Genomic DNA, 21,090 nt, shown 5'->3' with positions numbered 1-21,090 from the left:
AGAAATAAAAAAGAGAGGTATTTATGGCATTGCAGCATATGAGGATAGCCAGACCAGTCAGCACACTCAGCAAAAGTTGTGCAATGTACTGTAACGGGCTTGGATTAGAAAAAATCGGTGAGTTTACAGATCACGATGGATTCAGCGGATACATGTTAGGGATGGATGGTTTACCCTGGCACCTTGAATTCACTCAGTGTCATGCACATCCAGTGTTACCTTCGCCTTCTGATGAAGATCTCCTGGTTCTATATTTTCCTGAGAAAGACAGTTGGCTAACCACCTGCGCAAATATGGATGATGCTGGCTTCGCCAGAGTTAAATCATTTAATCCCTACTGGGACCGCAAGGGTGTGACCTTCCAGGATATGGATGGATATAGGGTTGTTATTCAGAACATGCACTGGGGCAAGGTCTGAGTTCAGTTTGTGGACGGGGGTTATATTTAATTTTTCCCAAACGTAAATTCAATGCATCGAAGGGGGGAATGCGAAATTCCACACCTGAAATGATTAAACGCACCAGTCATTTAACATAATATACATTATACGTACTTAGTTACGGCGAACTACAGCTTCTACTTTTTCGATAGTGTCTTTCATCTTTATACCGCTACTGCGACCGGCATGATGCATTGCCGGCCGCAGACTACCTTTCAGACTTCCTCCGAACTCTGCCAGTCCGTAATCAGCTCACCATAGATAATTTCCGCTTCCTCCAGACGGCTCAGCAGACAATATTCATCCGTCTGATGCGCCATGCCCGGTTCACCTGGCCCGAGAATAATGCACGGTGGATGCTCGAGCGCCGGTAACAGCAGTGACGCATCGGTGAAGTACGGCATGATTTTCGCCTCCAGCGTGGCGGAGTGCAGCTTCTGACAACGCCGGTAAACGCCGCTTATCCAGCCGTTTTCCTGCGGGCTGAGCACTGCGGGTAAATCCACCAGCGTTGAAATAGTGACGTTGTCACCCAGTGCTGTCGTGAGATTCTGCCGGATGGTCGCATGTTGCAGATTTGGCGCGGTACGGATATCCACATCAAATTCGGTGTGATCAGGCACCGAATTGATATTCAGCCCGCCACGAATGCGCCCGACGTTCAGCGTCGGCTTTTTCATCAGCGGGTGAGCCGCGCCCGGTTCGAAATGCTGGATTTTCCCCAGCGCTTCGGTGGCGAGATAAATAGCGTTGATCCCCAGCTCAGGCATCGCGCCGTGCGCCGTTTTTCCGCGCGTTTCACAGCGCAACCACAGCGCACCTTTATGGCCGATGACCGGATAGTTGGCCGTCGGTTCCCCGACGATCAACGCGCCCACCGGCGGCAGTTCGCCCGCGTCGATCAGCGCTTTTGCGCCGTCACAGCCGGTTTCTTCTCCGCCGGTAATGATCATCACCACGCCCTTTCCTGCCCGGATGGCGGCCTGATGTGTCACGCAGGCCACAGCAAACGCGGCAACGGCGGCCTTCATATCGCTCGAACCGCGACCGTACAACCGGTCAGACGTCAGGTCAGAACCGAACGGATCGTACTGCCAGGTCTGATTACCTAACGGCACGGTATCCAGATGCCCGGTAAAAGCCAGCGGTTTGCCCGGTTTGCTGCCGTGAAGACGGGCGATCAGATTGAAACGTTTTTCGCCGAAGCCGCTGAGCGTAACGTCAAAACCCTGCACCTGCAGCCAGTCGGCAAAAAACGCCATGCAGGCCGCCTCATCGCCGGGTGGATTGATGGTGTTGAAACCGAGAAGTTGTTGTGCCAGTGACAAGGTAGCGCCGGTCATCAAGCGTTCTCCGTCAGCCAGTCCAGACAATTCACCCATAACTGGCGGTAGCCCGGCCAGGCGGCAAATTCAGCCGGCAGCCAGTGCGCGGACATATCACTGGTCCACACCAGCGATCTTCCCTGCTTATATTCCCGTATCGCGACCAGCGGATGCGGCGTCCCGGCCACGGTCGCCAGCAGTTTGCCTTCCGGGTGCATTTCTACTTCGTTGTAGCCCAGCAACCACGGCCAGTCACCGGCGATATCACTGAATACCGCGTGTGGTTCCTTGATCTCAGGATAGATGCCTTCCGGTGTTTCGATTCGGTCATCCCAGGCCAGACAGCGCACCGGTAAAACCTTTTCCACCGCCGTATTGTGATAACGCGCCCCGCCGTTGATCCCCTGGAAACTGTAATAGCCGCCGATCATCATCAGGCTGCCACCTGCGGCCACGTAATCGTGGATCAGCGTCAGGCGGTTGGCGGTGCGCTGGCTTTTAAGCCAGGTATCCGGGTGCAGCAGCAACGTATTGGCACCGATATCCGAAAGAATGATCGCATCCCACTGCTGTAATTCCGCCAGCGTGAGCGGAAAACTGACCGGCGCTTCGTGGGCTGTCATGTGCGTGATGTCGTAGTGGCTGTCCGCCAGCGCGGCGAGAAAATCGGTCGCGCCGTTGTGCCAGGTTGCTGTAGCAAACTGGTCGAAACCTTTGATATGCGTGGATGTGCTGGTCCAGGATTCACCGACCAGCAGGATTTTCTTGTTCATCACTCTCTCCTTATTCTCCGCCAAAGACACGCTGCGGGTTATTAATCATTATGTTTTCAAGCTGCTCGCCGCTGACGCCATGCCGGCGCAAACGGGGAACAAAATGCTTCAGGATGTAGCCGTAGCCGTGGCCGCCGTAGCGAGTCAGCATGGTTTTTAAAAACACGTCCTGCGACAGCAGAATTTGTCCGATGAAACCATCATCAATCAGCTCGCGGATCGCCCGCGCGTTCTCTTCGTCCGACGGCGACTGCGCAGATTCATCGGCGTAGTAGTAGCTCATGCCGATCATGTCGTACTCGAGGAACGCGCCGCGCTGCGCCAGTTCGCGCTGATAGCGTTTGTCGGCAAAGCTCGGGTTCATATGGCACAGCACGGTGTGGCGCAGATCCGCCCCTTCGTGCTCGAGGATATCCAGCACCTTGTGGCCGAGGCGTTCCCAGCCCGGCAGATGCACTTCTATCGGCACGCCGGTAGCCGCGCTCGCCCGGCCTGCGGCGCGCAGCGATTTCTCCTCATCCGGCGTAAAGCGGCTGGAAACACCGATTTCGCCAATAAGCCCGGCAATGACTTCCGGCTTATTCTCTGCGCCGCCGACGTCATAAATCAGCTTTTCGGTTAGCTGTTCCAGCGAGATGCTTTTCACCCATTCCGGGTGTGACGGCTCAAGATACAGGCCGGTGCCCATGACAATATTGAGGCCGGTGAGGCGCGAAATCCGTTGCAACGCTTTGGGGTCACGCCCGATGCCGATATTGGTGGGATCGACCACCGTTTGCCCGCCCAGCGCGCGGTACTTCATCAGCTCTTCAATCGCCACATCCACATCAAACAGCTGGCAGTTATCGCGGCTCATCAGCGGATTGAGCGACAGTTCACCCAGATTCTCGATAGACACCGGCATTTCGGCGACGTGGCGATCGCTGCAACAGCATGGCGCGACCCACTTGCCCGAGGCATCCAGCAGAATATGTTCGTGCATCAGCGTGACGCCCATTTCGGCTAACGGGAGCGGCCCGAGTACGGTCATCACATGACCGCTGCCAATGCCGACCGGCAAGGGATCCGCGTGGCGAAAAATAGACCCTTTCATTGGCTATCCTTTCGACGGCGTTCGCGCCGGGTTGAGAATGCGGGTGTTCAGCCAGATGGCCAGCAGGATGATCGTCCCGGTGGCGATTTGGGTGTAGAACGGGGAAATGTGCGACAAAATCAGGCCGTTCTGGATAATCGCAATCGACATCGCGCCCAGCAGCGTGCCGATGATGGTGCCGAAACCGCCGAACAGACTGGTGCTGCCGAGAACAACGGCGGCGATCACTTGCAATTCAAACCCTTCGCCCTGATTCGACGATCCGCTGCCAAGACGTGCAGTAATAATCATCCCGGCCAGTGCGGCCGCCATGCCGCTGATGATATACACGCGCATCGTGACCGCCTTAGTGTTGATTCCGCTGCGGCGTGCGCCTTCGGCGTTAGCACCAATCGCCGTGACGTAGCGGCCAAAACGCATGTGATTCAGCACGATATGTCCGATACCCAGAGCAAAAATGGCAATCAGCGCGGGCATCGGAATGCCGACCACCCAGGCGCGTCCCATAAAGGCGAAGAGGCTGTCTTGCGGGATCGGTATGGAATAACCCTGGGTAATCAGCAGTGCAACACCGCGCACCACCGCCAGCATGGCGAGGGTCACGATAAACGCCGGAATCCCCTCGTAGGCGATGAAAAACCCGTTTATCGCTCCCACCAGCCCGCCGAGCACCAGTCCGCCGATTAACACAACCGGCCACGGCAACCCCCAGTAGTTCAGCGCAATCGCGGAGAGCGCGCCGACCAGCGCCAGCGTCGAGCCGACCGACAGATCGATACCGCCGGTCGTGATCACCAGCGTCATGGCCGTCGCGACGATCAGCAGCGGTGCGCTCTGACGAACGATATTCAGCCAGTTAGCGCTGCTGAGAAAGTTGTTGGTGATAAGCGAAAACACCACGCAGCAGAAGATAAAAAACAGCGCAATGCTCACCACGCCTGAGTGGTTGTGCAGTATGCGGCGCGGCAGCGAATGCCGGATAACACGTGAACCGCTTAAATTGATCATACTCATCCTGTTTACCTCAATGCGCGGCGGCAGATTGCGCGGTGAATTTCTCACCGACAATAAGATTGACGATGTCTCCCAGACTGGTGTCGGCCACCCTGCGGTCCGCGACGTTGGTGCCTTCGTACATCACCATGATGCGGTCGCAGACCAGGAACAGATCCTGTAACCGGTGAGTGATTAAAATCACGCTAACGCCTCTGGCACTGACGCGGCGGATCAACTCCAGCACCGCTTCCACTTCGGCTACCGCAAGCGCAGCGGTCGGTTCATCCATAATCAGCACTTTCGGGTCGAACGCGGCAGCGCGGGCAATCGCAATCGCCTGTCGCTGTCCGCCGGAGAGATTGCGCACCAGCAGATGCGTATCAGGGATCGAAATTCCCAGCCCTTTCAGCATCTCGCGTGCATCAGCGTGCATTTTTGTCTGGTCAAGAAAGGGAATGCCGAGCACGTGTTTCAGCGGCTCGCGCCCCATGAATAAATTACCGGCCACATCCACGGTGTCGCACAGCGACAGATCCTGATACACCATCTCGATATGGCAGCGGCGGGCATCCGCCGGATTGGTAAAGTGCATCACTTCGCCATCCACGCGGATAGCGCCACTGGTCGGTACAACCGCACCGGACAACACTTTGGTCAGCGTCGATTTCCCCGCGCCGTTATCCCCCACCAGCCCCAGAACTTCGCCCGGTTCCAGCTTGAGATTCACGCCGCGCAGTGAACGAATTGACCCGTAAGTCTTGGTGATATTGACCATTTCTACCCGCGGTATGCCGGGTTTAGCCTGTTGCATCTGGAACTCCTGTCACCCGATATCGGTTATTAGGGGTTGGATGGCGCGGAGAAAAAGGTTCTGTTATTCACGGCTTACATCCTTGTAAACCGGTTTACCTGAATAACAGAACTGTCTCCAGTGCCCGTGGGACAAAACGCTTCACTACTTGTTAGCCACAGTGAACTAAGCAGCTTCCATGCCAGAGCGCAGGTAAAGGGGAATCGAAGATTTTTAACTGTCTGTAATTGCGATGAATAAATTTTAATCGCGAGGTAAACCGGTTTACCCGATCAGGCTATGCGAACACTTCATGCGCTAAAATCGTGCGCAATTTGCGCTATTTTGGATCGGGTGAGCGTTGCTGGATGGAATCACGCCCTACCCAGCTAACGGGCAGACGGGTTTCAGCGGGGACATTTTCTTCGCCGTTGAGCAGCCGCAACATCAGGCTGACCGCCGTCCGCCCCAGTTCCCGTGCGGGCTGGCGGATGGTGGAGATCCGTGGCTGGGTGAAGTCGGCATAGCTGGCATCATCGAAACCCACCAGCGACAGCGCCTCCGGCGCGCGCAGACCCAAATCGCGCAAACCATCGAGCAGGCCGAGCACCAGAAAATCGCTGGCGGCGAACGCGGCGGTCGGGCGTTTTGTGTGGCTGAACAGCTTGTGCAAGGCGCGCTGACCGAATTCTCGCCGGTAGTCGCCATACATCACCCACTCCGGCGGACAGCTCAGACCGGCCTGCGCCAGCGCGGTGCAGAAGCCCTGATAACGTTCGCGCACGCTCATCAGTGCGTCCGGCCCGCCGATAAAGGCGATGTCGCGGTGCCCGGCGGCAATCAGTTCCTGTGTAGCGAGCATGCCACCCTGCACGTTGTCGGCAAAAACCTTCGGCGCAAAACTGCCGGGAATATCTTCATCGAGCAGGACAATGCGCTGATGGCGCTGGATTTCTTTGCATAGCGATCCGTTATCCGGTCGGTTAGTGGCAAACAGCAAACCATCGACCTGGCAGGTATCCAGCCAGCGAATAAACTGACTTTCTTTCTCGGGATTGTTGCGGGTGATACATAAAACCAGGCTGTAGCCGTGTTCGAACGCCGCCTCTTCGGCCGCATCCGCCAGTTCGGCGAAGAAGGGGTTGGTGATGTCCGACAGCACCAGACCGAGGGTTTCGCTTCCGCCCTTGCTCAGGCGACGGGCAAGGCTGTTCCCCCGGTAATCGAGCTGTGCGATTGCGGATTCAATCCGGCTGACCGTGTTCTGAGGCAATACGATGCTGTTGTTCATGTAGCGCGACACGGTGGCCTTGGAAAGACCGGCAAGGTTTGCCACATCGGATAACAGCACGCGTTTTTTCATCATCAGGCCACGTTGGATAAAAGGTATCAGTAACATAATTGAGCGTGATTGTTATAGCATTTTCCGCCCTCAACGCGACGCAAAAAAATAGCACTTGACAAAAAATCCGAGTCAGAGAATTGTAATAGCCAGTTTACCTGCACCACCCGGGAAGCAATTCCCAACCGGTAAAGCGCATTTTATCCACGCACCGAAACGGACCGGTTGCTTAAATGCTTTTTTACCGGCCTCAGCAATCAGCCTGTTTTTTTAACAGGTTTACGACGATCACTTTGCTATTTGTCCTGCCAACACATTCTGTGCTCAGCGATTATTCGCCCGGGCAATGCTGGTTATATCTCAATCCCAATGAGGACAAAAACAATGATATTCAACACCGGAAAATTTCGTGTTTTAGCGCTCGTCACAGCATTATTTGCTTCAGGTACTTACATGTCTGGTGCAATAGCCGCAGAACCCACTTATGCCCTGGTGCAAATTAACCAGCAGGCGTTATTCTTTAATCTCATGAATAAAGGCGCGACGGACGCAGCCAAGGCCAGCGGCAAAAATCTGGTAATTTTTAATGCCACGGATAATCCGGTGGCACAGAATGACGCTATCGAAAACTATATTCAGCAAGGTGTGAAAGGCATTCTGGTCGATGCCATCGACGTCAACGGTATTATGCCAGCCATTAAGGAAGCGGCAGCGGCGCACATTCCGGTGATCGCCATTGATGCCGTGCTGCCGGACGGGCCGCAGGCGGCGCAGGTCGGCGTGGATAATATCGAAGGCGGTAAGATCCTCGGTAAATACTTCCTTGAATACGTGAAAAAAAATATGAATGACAAAGCGCACGTCGGCATTGTGGGTGCGCTGAACTCTGCCATTCAAAACGATCGCCAGAAAGGTTTCACAGACACCCTCAAAGCTAACAAGAAGATCACCGTGGCTGATGTGGTGGATGGCCGCAACGTGCAGGACAGTGCGATGACCGCCGCGGAAAACCTCATCACGGCCAACCCTGACCTCACCGCCATCTATGCCACGGGTGAACCGGCATTGCTGGGCGCGATTGCTGCGGTGGAAAACCAGGGACGTCAGAAAGATATCAAGGTATTTGGTTGGGATCTGACGGCGAAAGCCATCAGTGGCATTGATGGCGGTTACGTCGCGGCAGTGTTGCAACAGGATCCTGAGCAAATGGGCGCTCAGGCACTGAAGGCGCTAAACGACATCACCGCAGGGAAAACCGTACCGAAGAAAATTCTGGTACCGGCCACCGTGGTCACCAAAACCAACGTTGATACCTATCGCTCACTGTTTAAATAACACCGGATACCGGCCCGCATTATGCGGGTCGGTGCTGGCGTTTCAGGGGGCAGGGTTCAGTAAGGTGTGCAGTTCGGCACAGGTGGGGAACGCGCTGTAGGTACCCCAACGGCTGACGGTAATGGCGGCGGCCTGACTGGCGTGTGTCAGGGCCAGTTCATCAATGCCGCTGTTGCGCAGCAGCGATGAGGCCAGCATCACGGCCAGAAAGGTATCGCCCGCACCGGTGGTATCCACCGCCTGAGTCACCGCGGCCGGACAAAACGTTTGCTGAGTATCCGTGAGCAGTGTGGCGCCCTGCGCGCCCTGGGTTATCACCAGATTTTTAACGCCGGTGGGGTGCAATTCCTCCGCTTCCAGCTGATTGAGCACGGCGATATCTACCCACGGCCAGAGGTGGCAGAAGTCAGGTTTCACCGGCGATGGATTGAACACAGTGGTCATGCCGCGTGCTCTCGCCAGCCGGAACAGATGGCGGGTTTTCTCAAACGAGAAGTTACCCTGCATCAGCATCATGTCGCCGGGCACGGCATCTGCCAGCGCCAGAGTGATGGCTTCTGCGGTGAGGGAATCCGCTGCAGTGGTGGTAGTAATAATGGCATTGTCGCCATCGGCACAATTAAATATCAGCGACATATCGCTGTTACAGGGAGAAAAAGAGACGGGTAAATGACGCAGGGTTTCGTGACGAATTTTTTCCGCCATCCAGCGGCCATTGACGTCATTTCCCATAGCGGCAATTAAGGTGGTGTTTATTCCACAGCGGGAAAGCAGGATTGCCTGATTAGCCCCCTTTCCGCCAATGTCTTGCGAGACTTTATTTCCATGAATGGATGAACCTTTTGTGGGAATATCGGCAATCGCCCAGTTTTCATCGACAGTAATATTACCGATAACATAAACACGCATAGTGTTTCCTTGAACAGGATGAATAAGATGGTTTCTATATCAGCAGAAAAAGTTAACGCAATACAAGCTATTTTTTCACGTAAGAAAGCCGTGATTGGTGTTATTCATTGCGACCCTTTCCCTGGCACACCAAAATACAGCGGCAAATCAATCAGTGATATTATTGAGCGTGCACTGCGAGATGCTGATAATTATATTTCCGGCGGTGTGCATGGTCTGATTATTGAAAATCACGGCGACATTCCTTTTTCCAAACCCGAAGATATCGGCCCTGAAACTTCCGCGCTGATGGCGGTAATCACCGACCGCATCCGCACCCGCTTTGATGTGCCGCTGGGCATCAACGTGCTGGCGAATGCCGCGATCCCCGCGCTGGCAACCGCGCTCTCCGGTGGAGCCGATTTTGTGCGCGTCAACCAGTGGGCAAACGCGTATATCGCCAACGAAGGTTTCATCGAAGGCGCAGCGGCAAAAGCGTTACGCTATCGCAGCCTGCTGCGTGCCGAGCATATCCGCGTTTTCGCTGACAGCCACGTCAAACACGGCAGTCACGCCATTGTCGCAGACCGCTCCATCAAAGAGCTGACGCGGGACGTCGATTTCTTCGAGGCGGATGCAGTGATCGCCACCGGCCAGCGCACCGGAGATACCGCCACCCTGAGCGAGATCGACGAAATCCGCAGCGCAACCGAGTTGCCTCTGCTGGTGGGGTCGGGCGTTACGCCGGACAACGTCGGGGAAATCCTCACCCGTACTCAGGGTGTGATCGTCGCCAGCGCATTAAAAGTGGACGGCGTGTGGTGGAATGACGTCGAACTGGCACGGGTGAAACATTTCATGGAAGCCGCACGCGCCGTGCTGGAGGATGAGTGATGGAAACCTTCACCGACCGGCTTTTGCGCAACCATCACAATGTGTGGCAAAGGATGCAGCAACATCCCTTTGTCTGCGACATTGAGCGCGATACGCTGCCCGCCGCTGTGTTTAACCGTTATCTGGTTTTCGAAGGTCAGTTTGTCGCCACGGCGATCGCTATCTTTGCGCTGGGCATCAGTAAAGCACCGGATATCCGCCCGCAACGCTGGCTGATTGGAGTGCTGAACGCGCTGGTGGATACGCAGATCGCCTGGTTTGAAACCGTACTGGCAAAGCGGCAGGTGAACCCGGCAGAGTATCCCGACGATCTTCCCGGCGTGAGAAACTTCAGCGACAACATGCTCAGTGTGGCGCAGCGTGGCAGCTATGAAGAAATCATCACGCTGATGTTTGGCGCGGAATGGATGTACTACGCCTGGTGCAAACGCGTGAGTGAGAAAACGCAGATTGATGAGGATCTCCGCCGCTGGGTCGAACTGCATGCCGAAGAGTCGTTTTATCAGCAGGCATGCTGGCTGAAAACGGAGCTGGACCGCTGTGCCGAAACGCTGAGTACCGCACAGCAGCAAGCGCTTTCCGCGTTATACGGCCAGGTGCTGACGTGGGAGATTGATTTTCACAGTGCGGCGTATTGGGATAAACCCGCTGGTTAAGCTGAAACGAAAGCTTCTGTCGCAAAAAAGCCGCATGGATGCGGCCACATCATCGCCTTTAAGACTGATACTTCTTTTCAAAGACATCCGCGAACCAGTCGATAAATACCCGGACTTTCGGTGAAAGGTAACGCCGGTCAGGGAACAAAATGGACACGGGAGTGGTCTTTAAGGATTTTTGCGCTGTATTCTCCGTCTCCGGCACAGTGCTCCAGCCCCTTCGTGAAGTGACTCATCTCCTCGTCTTCCCGCCCGTTTTGGACAAAATTCCATCCTGTCTTAAAATAATAAGTGTGCGATCTATTACACCCGTGGACGTTACCGCACGTAAAAAATTACGCCTTAGTAATCAAAGAGATTATTCAACATGCTAAAAAATATTAGCCAGATTTTCTGTTTGTTCTTACTGATCGTTACCGTCGGGATCCACGCGGGCGAAATCAATTTATACTCTTTCAACACCGGTTCGTTTGTCTACCATCTGACCGGCAACTACGGGCAATACAATGAGTTTTTCGACAATAAATTCATGTCTGTTGAAAGAAAATTCTCAGAAGACTCCAAATACAGCGCCCTGCTGGGCACGATGGATAACAGTTTTGGCGATCGCTGTATCGCGATGGGGCTGAGAAGGGACTGGGCATCCGGGGAGTCGGGGTGGGTGTTCAAAGGCGTTTATGGTTATACCGGCGAGTTCTTTTTTAATGCCTTCAAGGATTGCGGTGACCATGGCTCCTACAACGATTTTAAGAAAGTCACCGGCATTGGCTTCTCCCCTTACATCTATCACGCCATTCAATACAACTTCACCGACTATTTCGGGGTGGAAAGCGGGATCATTATTCCGTCTGTTTTTGTCATCAGCGTGCAGTGGAGTTTCAGGTAGGGGCTGGCCGGAAATGACTGAGGCAAATCTTTCGATCTGCCTCAGTGAAGGATTACCTTATTGAGCGGCTATTTGCGCGCAACAGCGTTTACGCCTCAGGCATGGCTGACAGGTTTTTGCTCGGTCTTAACGTCGGCATTTTCCAGCATCCGTCGGACAGGAATGATCAGCAGGAACAGCACGGCAGCGCAGATAAGCAATGCGATGGAACAACGCGCGAAGAGATTCGGCAGCATGTCCAGCTGATCGGCTTTGACGTGGCCGCCAATCAAACCGGCAGCGAGGTTACCCAGCGCGCTGGCGCAGAACCACAGCCCCATCATCTGACCACGCATTCTTTCCGGCGCCAGCAGCGTCATGGTCGCCAGCCCAATCGGGCTGAGACAGAGTTCACCCAGCGTCAGCATCAGAATACTGCCCACCAGCCACAACGGTGACACCCCTGCTCCGCCGTTGTTCAGCACGTTTTGCGCCGCCAGCATCATGATCCCAAAGCCCGCCGCCGCACACAGAATGCCGATGATGAACTTAGTGATGCTGCTTGGACGCACTTTTTTCCGTGCCAGCATTGGCCATGCCCAGCTAAATACCGGTGCCAGCAGAATGATAAACAGCGCATTGATGGACTGGAACCAGACGGCAGGAATTTCAAAATCGCCGATCATGCGGTTGGTATAGTCGTTCGCAAACAGGTTAAACGAGGTCGGTTTCTGCTCAAACGCAGACCAGAAGAAAGCGGCGGAAACCAGCAGGATGAAGCACACCAGCAGGCGCGCCCGTTCTTTGCGGTTAAGACCGGCAAACAAGAAAAGATAGACAAAATAGAGGATGACCGACGCGGCGATCACGTACACCAGCGTACTGGCGACGGCGACCGGGTTGATCACAATCACGCCCTGCGCGATCAGCGTCACCACGACAACCACACCCGCCGCCAGTGCCAGCAGCCAGCCGCCAACACCCTTTTTCTTCGCCACCGGATTGTTCCAGGTGGAATCCAGCCCGACTTCGCTGTCGTAACGTTTCATTGCCGGAACGGCGTAAAAGCGGAAGATAATCAGGGCCACCAGCATACCGATACCGCCGATACCAAAGCCCCAGTGCCAGCCGTGGGTTTTAATCAGCCAGCCGGAAATCAGCGGCGCGATAAAGGAACCCATGTTGATGCCCATGTAGAACAGCGAAAAACCGCCGTCGCGACGCGCATCCCCTTTTTTATACAGCGTGCCGACCATGACCGAGATACAGGTCTTGAACAGACCGGAGCCGAGCACGATAAACATCAGGCCGATAAAGAACAGGTTGTCGCCCAGCACAGCGGATAACGCGATGGACAAGTGCCCGAGCGCGATAAGAATCGAACCGTACCAGACCGCTCTTTGCTGCCCGAGCCAGTTATCCGCCAGCCAGCCACCCGGCAACGCGGCGAGATACATACAGCCTGCAAAGATACCGACGATGGCCGACGCGCTTTCCCGCGCCAGACCCATGCCGCCGTCGTAAACCGTGGCGGCCATAAACAGAATCAGTAAGGGGCGAATCCCGTAAAACGAGAACCGCTCCCACATCTCAGTGAAAAACAGTGAACCCAGCGGATATGGATGGCCGAAAAAGGTTCGGCTCTCGTTTTTGTTAACAGAGGAATGCATAAATTCTCCAGAGAAAGTCGGTCGGAATGTGTGTGCAAAGCGCCCTGTCCGGCGGCTGTCATGCAGCCGCTCTTGAAGACTCAGCAGGTTAAGATCATTGCTGAATACGGGTATTGTTTGGCGCTGAGGGCAGGACTTTAAGATGAAAAGTCGACGATTGTCCACTTTTAAAGACGTTACGGCGGTTATTTTGCGTACGGAATAGGTATAAATGCGATGAATAGTCTAATTATCACGTATTCATGTGGGTGATTTTCTTTCAGCGAGTGACTCTTCCTGAAAAACTGACACGCAAAAAGCAGCCACTCCGGTGGCTGCTTTCAATCTCACCACCCTCCGCTCAGGTTCAGCATCAGCGCAAACACCACAAGCGTGACGAGAATTGCCACAACGCTTTCCCCGAAAAGCTGTGTTCTGCCGTAGCCGCGTAACAGTGTTGTTTTAGAGGGGGCCGCCCGGTGCGCGTCGACGGGTCTGGCGCTCTTTAACCATTCCCGCGTGTGCCGGTAAAGCCGTATCCACAACGTGGCGACAATCAGCAGCAACACCGTAAATACCACTATGCTATCCAGTTGAAACTGCGTTCCCCAATGCCAGCTTGTATTGTTCATGACGGTTGATCCTGTGTATTGACCGGCGCTTCGTCTTTTATGTCGTCAGCAAATCTGCGCATCAGTCGCGCCAGTCCGACAATATCCTCGTTTTCCCAGCGGGAGAAAATACCCTGAGCAATTCTGTTGCGCGCCTCATCGATGCGTGCGGTCATGGCTTTACCTTGCGCAGTCACAACGGCTTCGCGCACGCGGCGGTCGCTGGCATTGGCCTGCCGGGTGATAAGCCCGAGCGTTTCCATTTTAGCCACCTGCCTGCTGACGGTGGTGTAGTCGCGCCCCACTCTGTCTGCCAGCTCGACAACGCCGATCGGGCCGAGCCGTTCCACCAGCACTAACAGCGGAAACAGCGCACGATCCAGCGCGATACCGGCTTCCCGGATCATCGCTTCGTCACGCTGCGGGCGGTTCATGACGCCGACGATTTCCAGCAACGCCCCGTGCAGTTCGCGGAGTGTTTCTTCAATATGTGTATTTTGCACGTTTTTAATTGACAATGGTCTTCCCCTCTGACTAATGTGTGCATATTACACATAAGAGGTGAGCGATGGAAAAAATATTCAAGACAGATGTGCTGATTTGCGGCGCGGGCGCGGCAGGTTTAACACTGGCTATCGAACTGGCGCGCCGGGGTATTGCCTTTCATCTGATAGAAAAGAGCCCGGCGCCGTTCGGTGGTTCCAGGGGCAAAGGCATTCAGCCACGTACCCTGGAGATATTCGAGGATCTGGGTATTCTCGAACAGATCGCGGCCGCCGGAGGCGTTTATCCGCCTATGCGCCATTACGCTGAAGGGGGCGGCTACCGCGATGAAGAGGTGATTGAGCACGCACCGCCGACGCCTGCCGAGCCTTATCCGCACCCGCTGATGGTGCCGCAGTTTATGACCGAACGGATCATGCGCGAACGGTTACTCGGGCTGGGGCATCAGCCTGAATTTGGCTGCGAACTGATCGGTGTTGAACAAAATGCACAGGGCGTAATTGCAAAAGTCATCAGCGATACGCAGGAAAGAACGCTGTCTGCGCGCTGGCTGGTCGCGGCTGACGGTGGCCGCAGCAGGATACGGCAGGCGCTGGACATTCCCTTCCCCGGTAAAACGCTCGGGGTGCGGGCGATCGTCGCCGATGTCACGCTCAGCGGATTAACGCGCGATGCCTGGCACTGTTTTCATCAGGGCGATATGGCGCGACAAATAATGCTCTGCCCGCTCGCCGGCACCGACCTGTTCCAGGTGCAGGGGCCGGTACCTGCTCAGGGCGAGATTGATTTAACCGCCGAAGGGTTAGACGCCCTCGTCGCAGAACGCACCGGGCGCAGTGATATTCGTATCCGGTCAGTTTCCTGGGCATCGGCCTACAACATGAATGCGCGGCTGGCAGAGCAGTATCGCGTTGGCCGTATTTTACTGGTCGGCGATGCGGCTCACGTTCACCCGCCAACCGGCGGACAGGGGCTTAATACCAGCGTGCAGGATGCTTATAATCTTGGCTGGAAACTGGCAGCCGTTGCCGGTGGCGCGCCGGATGCCCTGCTCGATACCTATGAGGAAGAACGCAGGCCTGTCGCGGCGGCGATGCTCGGGCTGGCGACGCACCTTCTGGAAGCGCAGAAACGCGGTGACATGCGGCGCGGTCGCGAAGTGCATCAGCTGGATATCGGCTACGCCGGTTCTTCCCTTGCGCAGGAAGACACGGGGCGTCAGCGTACCCTCCTCGCCGGTGACCGTGCGCCGGATGCGCGGGTTCGCCGTGCAGGCGGCGAAAGCGTACGGCTGTTTGATCTGCTAAAAGGAACCCACTGGACGTTACTCGGCGTGGAAATCCCTGCCGGGCAGATCGCCCCTCACCCCGGCGTACACGTACATATACTGGGCGCGGGCGGTGATCTGACGGATGAATGGGGGGAATTTAATCAGGCGTACGATCTTGTTGCGGGTGAGGTTTTGCTGGTGCGCCCTGACGGGTATATTGCCGCCATCGTGACGGCGAAAAATAGCGCGTTTCCCGAAGAGTATTTCGCTAAGTTTTTGACCCATCAGGGAAAGCATTAACAGGCGGGGCGGCGGGCGTTTGCAAAATAAAAGTTAAGAAAATCTGATCGATCAAGAATTTTCCATAACAAAAATTTATCTGATATTGTGTCGCTTCTGAGAAGATTCACACTGGAAGATCGAATGCTGTTAACCCTCGTTTATCGCAGTCATGTCAGCGAGCATGTTCAGTCCGCCTCCCTTGCGGGGTTGGTGACACAAGCGAGTTTTAAGAATGAACTGTCAGGTATCACCGGTATCCTGCTTTTTGACGGAACGCATTTCTTCCAGTTGCTGGAAGGGCCCGAAGACGCGGTCGATGCGCTTTATTACACCATCAGTCAGGACCGCCGGCACCATAACGTCGTCGAACTGATGCGAGATTATGCGCATTCCCGGCGGTTCGGTAATGTCGGTATGGAACTTTTTGATCTGCGATCACATCATGAAGATGTGGTGCTTCAGGCGGTGCTGGATAAGGGAACGTCGAAATATCAGCTGACCTATGATGACCGCGCATTGCAGTTCTTATGCACTTTTGTGCAGGCGCGTGAAAAGGAGAATTATCTCGAAATTCTTCCTGCGGGCACCTGGTCGTTTCTGCCTGAAGAACAGCCGGAAGCTGAAGTAGAATTTATCTTTCCGGAAATGCAGGACTACAGCTTTGCGTTCCAGCCGATTATTGATCCGCTGAGCCGTGAGATCATTTCGTACGAGGCGACCCTGCGCGGGCCGGACGGTGGTTCGCCGATGGGCTATTTCTCTAAGCTTTCGCGCATGACCATTTATGAAGCAGATCTTAAATCTAAAAAGCTGGCCTTCGCGCTGGCCAATCAGATGGGGCTGAACAGTAAAACGCTGACGATCAAACTCCTGCCCATGACGCTGGTGATGGTGCCCGATGCCGTTGAGTTTCTGATTCAGGAGATCACGGCGAACGGTCTGGTGCCGGAGCAGATTGTCGTTGCGATCACCGAGAACGGTGTCATTACCCGCGAAGACAAATTCAACGCAGCAATGAAACAGCTGAAAGCCTCGGGAATGCGTCTGGCGATTGATGATTTTGGTGCGGGATCGGCGGGGTTATTGCTGCTGACGCAGTGCCAGCCTGACAGCATCATGATTGACCGTAATATCATCTGCGACGTTCACACCAGCGGGCCGAAGCAAGCGGTTGTGCAGGCGATCATCAGGTTCTGTTCTTCACTTGAGATATCGGTGATTGCGACCGGTGTGGAAAAACCGGAAGAATGGATGTGGCTGGATGCCGCAGGGATATGTAATTTTCAGGGTGAGTTGTTTACCACGCCACGGGTTAATGCCCTGCCGGTGGTCGCCTGGCCTGAAATTTTGCAGGAAGATCAGTTACTCAATCAGAATTTTTAAGGGCATGCAGGGTCGTGGAAACACGTCCCTGCATCAGGACTGACAAAACATGTCCGGGAACGCTTATTCAATATCATCGTCCGAGGTGCGGTAAACCACATATTCCAGCGCTTCTAAATAAACATCCTGCTTATCCGCGTCACTTTCCTGTTCAATCTTCTGAATCAGACAAAGAATAATATCTTTGTGGGTGACATGCCCTGTCTGGCTTTTTAACGTATTGTAGATACGGATGACTGTTTCATTACCCACCAGAAGCTCAGGATCTTCCGTCAGAATATAATCAGCCAATTTCACATGAGTATAAGACACGTCTTGCATTTTAGTACTCTCCGTCACTGAGTTTAATTAAAAGCCGGAATCATCAGGGGTGTATCCCACCACTAATTCCAGGGTTTTACGCAGAACATCCAGTTGCACGATATCGGATGTACTTTCGAGTTGATTAATCAGGTGCAAAATGATGGCTTTATTCGTCACCACACCGTTGCTTGCCAGAATAAGGCGAATTGCCGCACCCAGCACTTCGGTTTCGCTGGAGTAAAGTTCACCGGCTTTCTCGAAATGCTTATACATCACCGTATGACTGGCTGAATCAATCATCGAATGAGAGTGGTTTGAGGGCATCGTTTCGTTGTAATGAGTCATAACAGAATCAGATGGCTCAATGTTTTTTCTTGTCATCGGACGGCCCTTCAGCGTTGAAAAAGTGTCGAACATTGTCGACGTCACGAACCTCATAACTGATTTGCCCGCGCTTTTGCGCAATGTTATGGCGAATCTCGTTGATAACCTGTTCGCACGCGCTTTTTCGGTTAATGGAATCCGCACTTACAGCCATATACTGTAATTGCGCAATGAGTTTATCGGTCGATATTTGTTTTTTGCTTTTGAGCAAAGAAACAACGGCCTCACCTATCAGTTTGTCCGTCAATTTTTCTTCGTTACTTCTGTACATATTATCAGCCTCTGAATTTACGCCGGCCATAAGGCCTCGGCAGATTAGCTTCAGGTTCAGAGTTATTACCTTGCGCCGTAAGCGGTAAAGGGTTTTAAGGCGATGAATAAATCAGGCCCGCATAATATGTCGAACTGAATAGCTAATATAACCAATCTTTACTTAATAAAATAACTGCCCGACATTAAGAATCGCGTTCAAGTACCAGGTGGATAAGCTTCATATAATGCTTCTCCTCCGCTTCACTTCCGGCCATTTCCACGCGGCTTAAAAGCTTGGAACATAAGGCTTTGCGATTAAGGTTTTTGCCTGCTTCCAGAATTTCAACGACAACGCGGCCCATCGTTTCTTCCTCAGAAAAAACCTGAGTGTACAGTGAAGAAAATGTGTCAGAAGACGATGGATTGAGTTTATTCTGTCGCATGATTAACCCTTATGTTAATACGTGTGTGAATAATAATTGCTGGTGTGACCATAAAGTTATACAAGATATGCAAAGTTGTACAGGTATTTTAGGAAAAAAAAGCTAGCAATGAAACTATCTGGCAACAGCATTGTCATAACTGGCTGAAATTTAAGTGTTTCTCGGATTTTTCTGCAAAGCCGTTTCCGCGTAAAAAAGCGTCACCTGTCTTTGCTACGATCCTTGTATCGATTTAACCGCCTGATTGCCCTTTCGGCAGTGCGGCGAAAAAGTCAGCATGCGCGGGCGCGCGGGTTTGTTGCAGAATTTCCGCCAGCATCTCCAGCGGTGAATCCGACCAGTCGGCGCGCAAATCGACGCTGGCATACTGCCGGTCGCACCAGACTTTTAGCGCAGCGGATTTCAGCCCGCGACGGTCACCGCCTGCGGCCGCCCCGGCGTTCATCGCCGCCAGCAGGCGATCGGCGAGAGGCAAGCCGTCACGGTCCTGATAAGTGGCCAGCATCGCCTCCAGCGTTTTCGCCCCCGTCAGTAAATTGCCACCGACCACGCACCCTGCTCCTTCAAGGCTTCCCGCCCAGCCACCGCACTCGGCGCCGCTCCACCGGGCACAGCGGCCCTGACTGTCGACGATCAGCACCTGCCTTTTGGCCGCGTCGGCATCGTTTTCAAGGATCATGTTCAGCGCACTGGCTGCGTCTTCACCTTGCTGCAACAGCGCCAGCCCCTGCCCGCCATAAAGCGGATTGGTCATTGCCTGGGTGGCGATCGCGCCGCACTGCGCCTGCCCGTGAACCACCAGCGCCCCCACTGCCGGACCGGCGGTGGCGGTAGCGACGCCCAGCGCCCCTGAGAGCGGATCGCGCGCGACGATCGAAAAGGTCATAAATACTCCGTGACGGTCTGGTTAAATTTATGCGTATAAATTATTGCAATTCAGTTTATTTATACGCATAAATAATAAACAGGACAACGCCTGATTTCCCAAAAAGGTGTTCATCACAAGCTTTACAACGCGACGAGGTCGATATGCTGCCAGCTTTGCGAACGTTAGTTATCCCGCTCTGTCTTTGTCTTGGCACACTGTCGTGGCAGGCTTCGGTGCAGGCGAAAACCCCGGCGGATGCGCTGTTAATCGGTCAGGTGGCGGAGCCGCAGTCTCTGGATCCGCAGGTCGCCACGGCGGCCAACGATTCCCGCATTCTGGTGAATATCTTCGACGGGCTGGTGCGTAACGGCGAAGGCAAGCTGGATATCGAACCGGCGCTCGCCACCCGCTGGGAAATCAGCCCCGATGGCCTGACGTACCGTTTTCATTTGCGTGAAGGGGTTTCGTTTCAGGATGGCACGCCGTTTAATGCCGCCGCGGTGAAATTCACCTTCGACCGGATGCTGGATGATAAAAATCCGTGGCACAACACCGGCCCGTTCCCGCTGTCGTTCTTCTTCTCATCGATTAATTCCATCGACACACCCGACGAAAACACGGTGGTGTTCACGCTGAAAGAGCCCTTCTCGCCTTTTCTTTCCAACCTCGCCACGCCGACCGGCCTGATTGTCTCGCCGGAGGCGGTGAAAAAGTACGGTAAAGACGCAGGCCGCCATCCGGTGGGGACCGGTGCGTTTCGTTTTGCCGAGTGGAAAGCCAATCAGCGGGTGGTGCTGACGGCCAATGACGCGTACTGGGATGGCAAACCGGCGGTCAAAAACGTGGTGTTCAGGCCGATTACCGACGGCAATACGCGGGTGGCGGAAATGCTTTCCGGCGGCATTGACGCCATGGTGGAAGTGCCACCCGATACGGTCAAACTGTTCGCGCAAAAAAGCAATCGCTTCCGTCTCTATCAGACCACCGGCCCCCACGTCTGGTACGTGATGCTCAATACGCAGGTACCGCCGTTTAACGATGTGCGCGTGCGTCAGGCGGTGAATTATGCGGTTAACAAGCAGTCGCTGGCTGACAATATTTTGCAGGGTTCAGCCGACGTCGCCGACGGGCCGATCCCCCGCGCCTTTAACTGGGCCGCCAACAAAGACGTTTCCCCTTATCCCTATGATCCCGCCAAAGCCCGCGCCCTGCTCAAAGCGGCCGGTGCCGAAGGCGCCTCGCTGACATTTTATGTGACCGAGGGCGGTTCCGGCATGCTGGATCCTATTCCGATGGCGACCGCTATTCAGGCGGATCTTAAAGCGGTCGGGCTGAAGGTGACCATCCAAACCTATGAGTGGAATACCTATCTGTCGAAGGTCAATGCCGGTCTGGATAACCATACCCAGATGGCAGAGATGGCGTGGATGACCAACGATCCGGACACCCTGCCGTTCCTGACCTTACGCACCGACGCCTGGCCGAAAAAAGGCGGATTTAACTCCGGGTATTACAGCAATCCGCAGGTCGACATCCTGTTGCAGAAAGCCCGTCTGACCACGGACACCGCCGCCCGTGCCGCCCTCTACCGCGAGGTACAGCAGCGCGTACACGACGATGCCCCCTGGATTTTTGTCGCTAACTGGAAGCAGAACGCCGTGACCTCCACGCGTATTCAGCATTTCGCGCTGCAACCTAATTTCAACCTGTTGCTCAACCGGGTAACCAAACAGTAATCGGAGAT

Annotated in this window: 23 protein-coding genes and 1 pseudogene; 8 read left to right on the top strand and 16 right to left on the bottom strand. The window is 54.4% G+C overall.

What is annotated here, in order from left to right:
* The first annotated feature begins 23 nt into the window (after positions 1 to 23).
* A complete protein-coding gene (locus ACO0U8_RS14745; protein ID WP_122096647.1) occupies positions 24 to 419 on the top strand; it encodes a VOC family protein in 396 nt (131 codons plus the stop codon).
* 236 nt (positions 420 to 655) lie between these two features.
* On the opposite strand, the gene ACO0U8_RS14740 is transcribed toward ACO0U8_RS14745, so the two are convergent.
* From ACO0U8_RS14740 to ACO0U8_RS14715, 6 genes are all read right to left on the bottom strand, one after another.
* Entirely contained in the window at positions 656 to 1,783 is a 1,128-nt protein-coding gene (locus tag ACO0U8_RS14740) for a M20 family metallopeptidase (protein ID WP_421671087.1), read from the bottom strand.
* On the bottom strand, positions 1,783 to 2,538 hold the full coding sequence (locus tag ACO0U8_RS14735) for a glutamine amidotransferase (protein WP_421671086.1): 756 nt from the start codon (positions 2,536 to 2,538) through the stop codon (positions 1,783 to 1,785). The genes ACO0U8_RS14740 and ACO0U8_RS14735 overlap by 1 nt, the downstream gene beginning before the upstream one ends.
* 10 nt (positions 2,539 to 2,548) lie before the next feature.
* On the bottom strand, positions 2,549 to 3,631 hold the full coding sequence (locus ACO0U8_RS14730; protein ID WP_056772444.1) for a phosphotriesterase family protein: 1,083 nt from the start codon (positions 3,629 to 3,631) through the stop codon (positions 2,549 to 2,551).
* 3 nt (positions 3,632 to 3,634) lie between these two features.
* Positions 3,635 to 4,636, bottom strand: coding sequence for an ABC transporter permease (locus ACO0U8_RS14725; RefSeq protein ID WP_162997907.1), 1,002 nt, complete (start codon positions 4,634 to 4,636; stop codon positions 3,635 to 3,637).
* Between the two features lie 19 nt (positions 4,637 to 4,655).
* Positions 4,656 to 5,402, bottom strand: a complete 747-nt coding sequence (locus tag ACO0U8_RS14720; RefSeq protein ID WP_162237796.1) for an ATP-binding cassette domain-containing protein — start codon at positions 5,400 to 5,402, stop codon at positions 4,656 to 4,658.
* Between the two features lie 355 nt (positions 5,403 to 5,757).
* Positions 5,758 to 6,783, bottom strand: a complete 1,026-nt coding sequence (locus tag ACO0U8_RS14715; protein ID WP_122096942.1) for a LacI family DNA-binding transcriptional regulator — start codon at positions 6,781 to 6,783, stop codon at positions 5,758 to 5,760.
* Positions 6,784 to 7,143: 360 nt separating this feature from the next.
* Between ACO0U8_RS14715 and ACO0U8_RS14710 the strand changes: the two genes are divergently transcribed.
* Positions 7,144 to 8,094, top strand: a complete 951-nt coding sequence (locus tag ACO0U8_RS14710; RefSeq protein WP_136375863.1) for a substrate-binding domain-containing protein — start codon at positions 7,144 to 7,146, stop codon at positions 8,092 to 8,094.
* A 42-nt stretch (positions 8,095 to 8,136) separates the two neighbouring features.
* Here the strand turns inward: ACO0U8_RS14710 and ACO0U8_RS14705 are convergent, their stop codons facing one another.
* Positions 8,137 to 9,003: a ribokinase gene (locus tag ACO0U8_RS14705; protein WP_421671085.1), complete on the bottom strand. Its 867-nt coding sequence runs from the start codon at positions 9,001 to 9,003 to the stop codon at positions 8,137 to 8,139.
* A 27-nt stretch (positions 9,004 to 9,030) separates the two neighbouring features.
* On the opposite strand from ACO0U8_RS14705, the gene ACO0U8_RS14700 reads away from it, so the two are divergent.
* On the top strand, positions 9,031 to 9,876 hold the full coding sequence (locus ACO0U8_RS14700; protein WP_390976372.1) for a BtpA/SgcQ family protein: 846 nt from the start codon (positions 9,031 to 9,033) through the stop codon (positions 9,874 to 9,876).
* Positions 9,876 to 10,532 carry a TenA family protein gene (locus tag ACO0U8_RS14695; RefSeq protein ID WP_421671084.1) on the top strand — a complete coding sequence of 219 codons (657 nt, stop codon included), beginning with the start codon at positions 9,876 to 9,878 and terminating at the stop codon, positions 10,530 to 10,532. The genes ACO0U8_RS14700 and ACO0U8_RS14695 overlap by 1 nt, the downstream gene beginning before the upstream one ends.
* A 58-nt stretch (positions 10,533 to 10,590) precedes the next feature.
* Here ACO0U8_RS14695 and ACO0U8_RS14690 read toward each other — a convergent pair.
* Positions 10,591 to 10,692, bottom strand: a pseudogene (locus ACO0U8_RS14690) (LysR family transcriptional regulator); the annotation flags it as partial.
* Positions 10,693 to 10,899: 207 nt separating this feature from the next.
* On the opposite strand from ACO0U8_RS14690, the gene ACO0U8_RS14685 reads away from it, so the two are divergent.
* Positions 10,900 to 11,418: a hypothetical protein gene (locus ACO0U8_RS14685; protein WP_421671083.1), complete on the top strand. Its 519-nt coding sequence runs from the start codon at positions 10,900 to 10,902 to the stop codon at positions 11,416 to 11,418.
* Positions 11,419 to 11,513: 95 nt separating this feature from the next.
* Here ACO0U8_RS14685 and ACO0U8_RS14680 read toward each other — a convergent pair whose 3' ends face one another.
* The 3 genes from ACO0U8_RS14680 to ACO0U8_RS14670 all read right to left on the bottom strand — a co-directional run bounded on the left by ACO0U8_RS14680 (position 11,514) and on the right by ACO0U8_RS14670 (position 14,169).
* Positions 11,514 to 13,067 carry a peptide MFS transporter gene (locus tag ACO0U8_RS14680; RefSeq protein WP_122096655.1) on the bottom strand — a complete coding sequence of 518 codons (1,554 nt, stop codon included), beginning with the start codon at positions 13,065 to 13,067 and terminating at the stop codon, positions 11,514 to 11,516.
* 326 nt (positions 13,068 to 13,393) lie between these two features.
* On the bottom strand, positions 13,394 to 13,678 hold the full coding sequence (locus tag ACO0U8_RS14675) for a hypothetical protein (RefSeq protein WP_421671082.1): 285 nt from the start codon (positions 13,676 to 13,678) through the stop codon (positions 13,394 to 13,396).
* Positions 13,675 to 14,169, bottom strand: a complete 495-nt coding sequence (locus ACO0U8_RS14670; RefSeq protein WP_235533420.1) for a MarR family winged helix-turn-helix transcriptional regulator — start codon at positions 14,167 to 14,169, stop codon at positions 13,675 to 13,677. Before ACO0U8_RS14670 ends, ACO0U8_RS14675 begins: the two co-directional genes overlap by 4 nt.
* 56 nt (positions 14,170 to 14,225) lie before the next feature.
* Between ACO0U8_RS14670 and ACO0U8_RS14665 the strand changes: the two genes are divergently transcribed.
* Together ACO0U8_RS14665 and ACO0U8_RS14660 are read left to right on the top strand one after the other, a co-directional pair.
* Positions 14,226 to 15,731: an FAD-dependent oxidoreductase gene (locus ACO0U8_RS14665; protein WP_421671081.1), complete on the top strand. Its 1,506-nt coding sequence runs from the start codon at positions 14,226 to 14,228 to the stop codon at positions 15,729 to 15,731.
* 123 nt (positions 15,732 to 15,854) lie between these two features.
* Positions 15,855 to 17,096: a diguanylate phosphodiesterase gene (locus ACO0U8_RS14660; protein WP_421671080.1), complete on the top strand. Its 1,242-nt coding sequence runs from the start codon at positions 15,855 to 15,857 to the stop codon at positions 17,094 to 17,096.
* 63 nt (positions 17,097 to 17,159) lie between these two features.
* Here ACO0U8_RS14660 and ACO0U8_RS14655 read toward each other — a convergent pair whose 3' ends face one another.
* The 5 genes from ACO0U8_RS14655 to ACO0U8_RS14635 form a co-directional block, all read right to left on the bottom strand.
* Positions 17,160 to 17,417, bottom strand: coding sequence for a biofilm development regulator YmgB/AriR family protein (locus ACO0U8_RS14655; protein ID WP_056773983.1), 258 nt, complete (start codon positions 17,415 to 17,417; stop codon positions 17,160 to 17,162).
* Positions 17,418 to 17,444: 27 nt separating this feature from the next.
* Positions 17,445 to 17,744: a biofilm/acid-resistance regulator YmgB/AriR gene (locus tag ACO0U8_RS14650; RefSeq protein WP_371414322.1), complete on the bottom strand. Its 300-nt coding sequence runs from the start codon at positions 17,742 to 17,744 to the stop codon at positions 17,445 to 17,447.
* A 16-nt stretch (positions 17,745 to 17,760) separates the two neighbouring features.
* Positions 17,761 to 18,084 (bottom strand): hypothetical protein, encoded by a 324-nt coding sequence (locus ACO0U8_RS14645; protein WP_235533417.1) that lies wholly within the window; start codon positions 18,082 to 18,084, stop codon positions 17,761 to 17,763.
* A gap of 154 nt (positions 18,085 to 18,238) precedes the next feature.
* Complete coding sequence (gene ycgZ / locus ACO0U8_RS14640) at positions 18,239 to 18,478, bottom strand: regulatory protein YcgZ (protein ID WP_056773978.1); 240 nt, start codon at positions 18,476 to 18,478, stop codon at positions 18,239 to 18,241.
* Positions 18,479 to 18,710: 232 nt separating this feature from the next.
* Positions 18,711 to 19,364 carry a DUF1028 domain-containing protein gene (locus ACO0U8_RS14635; RefSeq protein ID WP_421671079.1) on the bottom strand — a complete coding sequence of 218 codons (654 nt, stop codon included), beginning with the start codon at positions 19,362 to 19,364 and terminating at the stop codon, positions 18,711 to 18,713.
* Between the two features lie 143 nt (positions 19,365 to 19,507).
* Here ACO0U8_RS14635 and ACO0U8_RS14630 point away from each other — a divergent pair, with 143 nt between their 5' ends.
* Positions 19,508 to 21,082: an ABC transporter substrate-binding protein gene (locus ACO0U8_RS14630; protein ID WP_136376374.1), complete on the top strand. Its 1,575-nt coding sequence runs from the start codon at positions 19,508 to 19,510 to the stop codon at positions 21,080 to 21,082.
* The last annotated feature ends 8 nt before the right edge of the window (positions 21,083 to 21,090 follow it).

Origin of the sequence: Rahnella sp. EDr1-12, assembly GCF_049206505.1 — a bacterium.
Classification (GTDB): domain Bacteria; phylum Pseudomonadota; class Gammaproteobacteria; order Enterobacterales; family Enterobacteriaceae; genus Rahnella; species Rahnella rivi.
This window is presented reverse-complemented; position numbering and strand designations above follow the sequence as displayed.

Coding starts and splice junctions, on each gene's coding strand:
- ACO0U8_RS14745 (WP_122096647.1), top strand. CDS start 24: ATGGCATTGCAGCATATGAGGATAGCCAGACCAGTCAGCACACTCAGC.
- ACO0U8_RS14740 (WP_421671087.1), bottom strand. CDS start 1,783: ATGACCGGCGCTACCTTGTCACTGGCACAACAACTTCTCGGTTTCAAC.
- ACO0U8_RS14685 (WP_421671083.1), top strand. CDS start 10,900: ATGCTAAAAAATATTAGCCAGATTTTCTGTTTGTTCTTACTGATCGTT.
- ACO0U8_RS14735 (WP_421671086.1), bottom strand. CDS start 2,538: ATGAACAAGAAAATCCTGCTGGTCGGTGAATCCTGGACCAGCACATCC.
- ACO0U8_RS14650 (WP_371414322.1), bottom strand. CDS start 17,744: ATGACTCATTACAACGAAACGATGCCCTCAAACCACTCTCATTCGATG.
- ACO0U8_RS14655 (WP_056773983.1), bottom strand. CDS start 17,417: ATGCAAGACGTGTCTTATACTCATGTGAAATTGGCTGATTATATTCTG.
- ACO0U8_RS14630 (WP_136376374.1), top strand. CDS start 19,508: ATGCTGCCAGCTTTGCGAACGTTAGTTATCCCGCTCTGTCTTTGTCTT.
- ACO0U8_RS14660 (WP_421671080.1), top strand. CDS start 15,855: ATGCTGTTAACCCTCGTTTATCGCAGTCATGTCAGCGAGCATGTTCAG.
- ACO0U8_RS14680 (WP_122096655.1), bottom strand. CDS start 13,067: ATGCATTCCTCTGTTAACAAAAACGAGAGCCGAACCTTTTTCGGCCAT.
- ACO0U8_RS14730 (WP_056772444.1), bottom strand. CDS start 3,631: ATGAAAGGGTCTATTTTTCGCCACGCGGATCCCTTGCCGGTCGGCATT.
- ACO0U8_RS14720 (WP_162237796.1), bottom strand. CDS start 5,402: ATGGTCAATATCACCAAGACTTACGGGTCAATTCGTTCACTGCGCGGC.
- ACO0U8_RS14715 (WP_122096942.1), bottom strand. CDS start 6,783: ATGATGAAAAAACGCGTGCTGTTATCCGATGTGGCAAACCTTGCCGGT.
- ACO0U8_RS14675 (WP_421671082.1), bottom strand. CDS start 13,678: ATGAACAATACAAGCTGGCATTGGGGAACGCAGTTTCAACTGGATAGC.
- ACO0U8_RS14695 (WP_421671084.1), top strand. CDS start 9,876: ATGGAAACCTTCACCGACCGGCTTTTGCGCAACCATCACAATGTGTGG.
- ACO0U8_RS14710 (WP_136375863.1), top strand. CDS start 7,144: ATGATATTCAACACCGGAAAATTTCGTGTTTTAGCGCTCGTCACAGCA.
- ACO0U8_RS14665 (WP_421671081.1), top strand. CDS start 14,226: ATGGAAAAAATATTCAAGACAGATGTGCTGATTTGCGGCGCGGGCGCG.
- ycgZ (WP_056773978.1), bottom strand. CDS start 18,478: ATGCGACAGAATAAACTCAATCCATCGTCTTCTGACACATTTTCTTCA.
- ACO0U8_RS14635 (WP_421671079.1), bottom strand. CDS start 19,364: ATGACCTTTTCGATCGTCGCGCGCGATCCGCTCTCAGGGGCGCTGGGC.
- ACO0U8_RS14700 (WP_390976372.1), top strand. CDS start 9,031: ATGGTTTCTATATCAGCAGAAAAAGTTAACGCAATACAAGCTATTTTT.
- ACO0U8_RS14705 (WP_421671085.1), bottom strand. CDS start 9,003: ATGCGTGTTTATGTTATCGGTAATATTACTGTCGATGAAAACTGGGCG.
- ACO0U8_RS14645 (WP_235533417.1), bottom strand. CDS start 18,084: ATGGCCGGCGTAAATTCAGAGGCTGATAATATGTACAGAAGTAACGAA.